The 3,419-nt window shown below is 68.8% G+C and carries 4 protein-coding genes and 1 pseudogene; 1 reads left to right on the top strand and 4 read right to left on the bottom strand.

Going from position 1 to position 3,419, the window contains the following annotated elements; genetic code table 11:
- Positions 1–431 (bottom strand): annotated as a pseudogene (locus J7E68_RS10390) (MFS transporter); the annotation flags it as partial.
- 253 nt (positions 432–684) lie between these two features.
- Here J7E68_RS10390 and J7E68_RS10385 point away from each other — a divergent pair.
- Positions 685–963 carry a hypothetical protein gene (locus J7E68_RS10385; protein WP_215172317.1) on the top strand — a complete coding sequence of 93 codons (279 nt, stop codon included), beginning with the start codon at positions 685–687 and terminating at the stop codon, positions 961–963.
- Positions 964–977: 14 nt separating this feature from the next.
- Here the strand turns inward: J7E68_RS10385 and J7E68_RS10380 are convergent, their stop codons facing one another.
- From J7E68_RS10380 to J7E68_RS10370, 3 genes are all read right to left on the bottom strand, one after another.
- Positions 978–2,162, bottom strand: a complete 1,185-nt coding sequence (locus tag J7E68_RS10380; RefSeq protein ID WP_215172315.1) for an acetyl-CoA C-acetyltransferase — start codon at positions 2,160–2,162, stop codon at positions 978–980.
- A gap of 47 nt (positions 2,163–2,209) precedes the next feature.
- The gene (locus tag J7E68_RS10375) at positions 2,210–2,860 is read right to left on the bottom strand and encodes a CoA transferase subunit B (protein ID WP_215172312.1); all 651 of its coding nucleotides are present in this window, start codon (positions 2,858–2,860) and stop codon (positions 2,210–2,212) included.
- 1 nt (position 2,861) lies between these two features.
- On the bottom strand, positions 2,862–3,419 hold a 558-nt coding region (locus J7E68_RS10370; RefSeq protein ID WP_215172310.1), incomplete at its 5' end, for a 3-oxoacid CoA-transferase subunit A.

Below are 3,419 nucleotides of genomic sequence, written 5' to 3'. Positions count from 1 at the left end.
GTGACCAGTCGGGACCGCGACATCGGGGCGACCTGAGGTGCGGAGGCTCCGATGCCGAACGCGGAGATCAGCACGAGGGCGTCTGCAGCGCCGGCGTAGACCACCCCGGTGAAGATGACGAGCATCGCCCCGTTGGTGATGGCGAGCACGAGCAGAACGGTGCGCTGCCCGAAGCGGTCGGCTGCGGCGCCCAGGACGGGGCCGAAGCACGCGGTGCCGAGGCCCACTGCGGCGGAGGTGAGACCGCCGAGCGACAGGGAACCGCGCGCGGAGACCACGACGGTGAGAACTCCGACGACCATCATCGCGAACGGAAGGTGCGCCACGAAGGCGATCACGAAGTACGGCAGTCCGGCGATCCGAAGAAGCCCTGGCCCCTCCGCCGTCGGATTCGGGGCGTGCTGAGGGGATGTGGGCGTTGCGTGTGTCATTGGCTCTCGCGCGTCCGCAGACGCGGGGTCGGGTGCCGCCGCTGTCCGCCGGAATGCCGGCGGCCGGTAGATACACGGATTGCGGCCGCGGACGAGCCGCGACCCACCCATGGTAGCGCGACCGCCCGAGCATCGCCTGGGGGCGCACGAGAGGCACCGGCCCCCGCGCATCCGCTCCGCCTGCCCCCTGACAGAATCCGCATCGGGTTGTCAAGGCTGGGCGGTGCCGGGCGGCGACGGGTAGCGTGAAGGCATGAACTACCTCTCGGGCACCGGCCTCATCGGCGCGATCATGACGGGAACCACCCTGCTGCGCGGCTCCCGCGACACGAAGCTCACCTGGCGTTCCGCCCTGGCCTGGGTCAGCTGGGGAATCAGTCTCGCCCTCGCGATCGGCGCGGTGATCGACACCCGACGAGCCAAGCAGGGGCGCCCCGTCTCGCCTGACTCCCCCGTCTACGCGAAGCAGCAGAGGGCACAGGACAAGGACGCGAAGAAGAACCCCCGGGACTTCACGCCCACCAAGCGCTGAACCCGCGCCCGCCGTCAGCGGATCAGGATCAGCGCCTCGCCCTGACCGCCTCCTCCGCACAGACCGACGGCCGCGACACCGGCACCCCGGCGGACCATTTCGTGCGCGGCGTGCACGACCAGTCGCGTGCCGGACGCCCCGATCGGGTGACCGATCGCGATGCCGCCGCCGTGGATGTTCACGATGTCGCTGTCGAGACCCAGTTCGACCTGCGACCGCGCGACCACAGCCCCGAACGCCTCGTTGATCTCGACCAGATCCAGATCTGACGGGGTCATGCCCTGCTTCTCACATGCCCGCTCGATCGCGCGGGCAGGCTGCGCCTGCAGGGAGTTGTCCGGTCCGGCGGTCTGACCGCTCGCACCGACGGTGACCAGCACCGGCCACCCCTTCGTCGTCGCAGTGCCGCGAGTCGTCACGATCACGGCTGATGCGCCGTCGGAGATCTGCGACGAGTTGCCCGCGGTGATCGATCCCCCCTCGGCGAATGCCGCCCGGAGCCTGCCCAGGGATTCGACGGTGGTATCGGACCGAATGCCTTCGTCGGTCGTGACCTCGACCGGCTCTCCCCGTCGCTGCGGCACAGAGACCGCCACGATCTCGTCCTCGAAGACGCCGGCGGCCTGCGCCGCCGCCGCGCGCTGATGCGACAGCGCGGCGACAGCGTCCTGCGCCTGCCGAGTGAGCTCGTACCGTGCATTGTGCCGTTCGGTCGAAGCGCCCATGCTCTCGCGGTCGTAGGCGTCGGTGAGTCCGTCGTACGCCATGTGGTCGAGCACCTCGACACTGCCGTAGGTCCATCCGTCACGAGAGCCCATGAGCATGTGCGGCGCCCGGGTCATCGACTCCATCCCCGCCGCGACCACGACGTCCGCATCCCCCGTGCGGATCATCCGTGCGGCGTCGATGATCGCCGTGAGGCCCGACAGGCACACCTTGTTGACGGAATGAGCGGGCACATCCCAGCCGATGCCGGCGCCGATCGCCGCCTGCCTGGCCGCGTTCTGACCCGACCCGGCGGCGAGCACCTGACCGACGATCACCGCGTCCACATCGGCGGGATCGATCGATGCCCGCTCGAGGGCGCCGCGGATCGCGAACGCTCCGAGCTGGGGTGCCGTGAAGCTCGCCAGCTGTCCCTTCAGCCGCCCCTGCGGCGTGCGGGCGGCCGCGACGATCACGACGTCCTGGTCGGTCATCTGCGGAATCATCGTCATCGTTCGTCCTCTGTTCGTTCGTCCACTGCTCAACGGATCTGCAGATCGTCCGCGACGGTGAGCGGCGGTTCGGTCGCCGCCATCACCTGATCGACCGTGACCCCCGGCGCGAGCTCGACGAGTACGAGGCCGTTCTCGGTCACGTCGATCACCGCGATGTCGGTGATGATGCGGTCGACCACCCCGCGGCCGGTCAGCGGCAGCGAGCACTCCTCGACGATCTTCGCGGACCCGTCCTTGGCGACGTGCTCCATGAGGACGATCACCCGGCCGGCTCCGTGGACGAGGTCCATGGCGCCGCCGGGGCCTTTGACCATCTTGCCGGGGATCATCCAATTGGCCAGATCCCCCGTCGCCGACACCTGCATCGCGCCCAGGATCGCGGCGTCGATCTTTCCTCCACGGATCATGCCGAAGCTCGTCGCAGAGTCGAAGAAGGCGGCTCCTGCCAGCACGGTGACCGTCTCCTTCCCCGCGTTGATGAGGTCGGGGTCGACCGCGTCCTCCCTGGGGTACGGTCCGACTCCGAGGATCCCGTTCTCGGACTGCAGCACCACCGTCACGTCGGTCGGCACATGGTTGGGCACGAGCGTCGGGAGCCCGATGCCGAGGTTGACGTACGAGCCGTCCTGCAATTCGGCCGCTGCACGAGCGGCCATCTCGTCACGCGTGAGCGCCATGTCAGGCTCCTTCCGCGGCGACCGTACGCCGCTCGATGCGCTTCGCGATGTCGCCACCGACTTCGACGACCCGGTGCACGAAGACTCCGGGCAGGTGGACGCGATCGGGATCGATCTCGCCGGGTTCGACCAGCTGCTCGACCTGAGCGATGCAGATCCGCCCTGCCATCGCGGCGAGCGGGTTGAAGTTGCGTGCGGCCCTGTTGAAGATCAGGTTGCCGTGCCTGTCGCCGACGAGAGCGTGCACCAGGGCGAAGTCAGTGCTGATCGCCTCTTCGAGGACGTGGTCACGCGGCTCTCCCGCGACCTCGAAGCTGCGCACGTCTTTGGCAGGGGATGCCACAGCCACTGTGCCATCCGGGTTGTAGCGTCTCGGCAGCCCACCCTCTGCGACCTGTGTCCCCACACCCGTCTGCGTGAAGAACGCGCCGATGCCCGAGCCGCCCGCGCGGAGCTTCTCGGCGAGCGTTCCCTGCGGCGTGAGCTCCAGCTCGAGCTCCCCGGAGAGGAACTGACGCTCGAATTCCCTGTTCTCCCCCACATACGACGACGTCATCTT

Source organism: Microbacterium sp. ISL-103, assembly GCF_018613995.1.
Taxonomy (GTDB): domain Bacteria; phylum Actinomycetota; class Actinomycetes; order Actinomycetales; family Microbacteriaceae; genus Microbacterium.
Note: the sequence above shows the minus strand (reverse complement) of the source record. Positions and strands in the feature narration are given on the sequence as shown.